Below are 2,228 nucleotides of genomic sequence, written 5' to 3'. Positions count from 1 at the left end.
CCCCGGCCCCGGGCCCGCCCGCGGCCCCGGGCGCACGCGCATCCCCGGTTTCGGACCAGGGCGGCTCCATCCCGCCAGCCTGGTCCGCCCCGTCGGCCGGCCCGTCTCCGGCGATCGCGAAGTCGGACCCGTCGTCGCCACCGCCACTGCCGCTGCTGTCTCCCGCCACAGCCGCCGGGTCCGGGACGGGGAGCCCGAGTCGGGGGTCCGGATCCGTGGCGCACAGCCTCGGGTCGAGGCGGCGCAGGTCGAGGACGTCGCGGGCCGCCTCGGCCACGCTCGTCTCGAACGGTTTGCCGGCCTTGATCCCGTCGTAGCGGGCCCGCAGCTCGGCTACCGGCTCACCCTTGTCAACCAGCAGCTCGATGGGGGCGAACACCTCGGCGGCGGCGGCGGCGTCCGCCTGGGACAGCGCGGCACGCAGCTCCTGGGCCGTGGCCAACGCCCGCCCCTGCCAGGTGACCAGATCGTCGGTGGCATCGAGACGGTGGGCGACGACGCCGCGCAGGGTCAAGCCGAACAGCGCCAGCGCGACGACGAGCACGCCGAGCAGCCCGAGCAGCCGGACGCCGGCATCGCAGCGAGCGGCGACGGTCCGCGCCAGCCGCGCCGCCCGGACGACCCAGCCGGTGCGGGGCGGGACCGGCGCCCCGGGTTCGCCGCCCTCGCGCCGTCGCCGGACGCGCCCGCGGCGCCGTGCATCCGGCCCCCTGCTGGGAGCAGGCGGCGGCGACACTACAACCGTCACAGTCACCGAGCGTACGCGTACCCCGCAGATCTGGTTACTCCAAGTGAGACCCCTGTCCGAGGCGGGCCGGAAATGCGGAGGAGTTGACGCAGAGGGTCGTGACGAACATCCAGGCAGATGCCGATCGATCGGCCGGCCAGCGCAAAACCCGCGTGAACGGCCGTATCGTCGGTGGTCGCAGCGCGGGCGAGCAGCGAGGAGCGACGTGTCGACGATCCCCGTCACCGAGGGGCCGGCGGACCCGGCGGCGCGGCCGGTCGAGCCGCCCGCGGGAGTCACCGACCCGCGCCTCACCCGGCAGATCGCGTTCCTGCTGGAGATTGACCAGCTCAAGTCGGTGCTGCGGCAGAGCCACCTGATCGACCTGTCCCGGCGGGAGAACGACGCGGAGCATTCCTGGCACCTGGCGATGCTCGCCGTCGTGCTCGGCGAGTACGCGGCGGTGGAGGTCGACCAGGGGCGCGTCCTCCGGATGCTGCTGATCCACGATCTGGTGGAGGTCTACGCGGGCGACACGTTCCTGTATGACACCCAGGCCGCCGCCGGTCAGGCCGAACGTGAGCGCGCCGCCGCCGACCGGTTGTTCCCGCAGCTTCCCCGCGACCAGGCGGACGAGCTGCGGGCGCTGTGGGACGAGTTCGAGGCCCGGCGCACCCCCGACGCCCGGTTCGCCCGCGCGCTCGACCGGGTCCAGCCACTGCTGCTGAACTTCTACACCGGTGGGAGCACCTGGCGTCCGCACGGGGTGACCCGGGCGGACGTGCTGGCCCACCAGAAGACCATCGAGGACGGCTCGCCGGCGCTGTGGGAGTACGTCCGCATCATGATCGACGAGGCGGTGCGCCGCAGGTACCTGCTGGCCTGACGGCCTGCCTGCCCTACGGCGACCCGGTAGCTCCCATCAGGCGTCCAGGAGGGACTCCAGGAACAGCACCGTGCGCGCCGCGACGCAGCGCCGGCCCGGTCCGGTGAGCACGTCGTGGCCCCCGAGGACCACGTCGAGTTCGGCGCGCGGCGCGGTCCGGGTCGTCATGCGCACCAGGGGCAGCGGGCTGACCTCGTCGTCGGCGCCGTGTATCAGCAGGATGGGCAGGTCGGGCAGGGCGCGCGGGGAAGGCTCCTCGACGGGCAGGCCGGCCACGGGCAGGTGCAGCAGGGGCAGGCTGAGCAGGACCAGGCCGTCGGGGCGCACCGCGGGCGAGCCGACCATCGCCAATGCCGCCAGTGCGCCGGTGTCGGAGCCGAGTAGCACGAACGGCGCACCCGGGACCCGGCACTCGACGAGGGCCGACACCCGGTTACCGCCGTCGGGGACGACGGTGAGCAGGTAGCCGTCGAGCGCCAGCCGGTCGGCGAGCGCGTCGAAGACCGCCGGGTCCTCGCCCCGGCCGGGCAGGGCCGCGATCGTGGCCCGGATGTCGCGGCGGGCGACGGTGGCGCGGGCGGGCGGCCGCACGGGAGTCGCGACGGGGCCCCGCGG

At 74.7% G+C, this 2,228-nt stretch carries 2 protein-coding genes and 1 pseudogene; 1 reads left to right on the top strand and 2 read right to left on the bottom strand.

Translation table 11 applies throughout. The features are described from left to right. Positions 1 to 748, bottom strand: a pseudogene (locus tag NBZ85_RS30525) (hypothetical protein); the annotation flags it as partial. A 205-nt stretch (positions 749 to 953) separates the two neighbouring features. Between NBZ85_RS30525 and NBZ85_RS30520 the strand changes: the two are divergent. After that, entirely contained in the window at positions 954 to 1,613 is a 660-nt protein-coding gene (locus NBZ85_RS30520) for an HD domain-containing protein (protein ID WP_261559598.1), read from the top strand. Between the two features lie 36 nt (positions 1,614 to 1,649). Here the strand turns inward: NBZ85_RS30520 and NBZ85_RS30515 are convergent. After that, positions 1,650 to 2,228 (bottom strand): alpha/beta hydrolase (locus NBZ85_RS30515; protein ID WP_264762510.1); only part of this gene is annotated, 579 nt, incomplete at its 5' end.

Origin of the sequence: Frankia tisae, from assembly GCF_025403405.1 — a bacterium.
Taxonomy (GTDB): Bacteria; Actinomycetota; Actinomycetes; order Frankiales; family Frankiaceae; genus Frankia; species Frankia tisai.
This window is presented reverse-complemented; position numbering and strand designations above follow the sequence as displayed.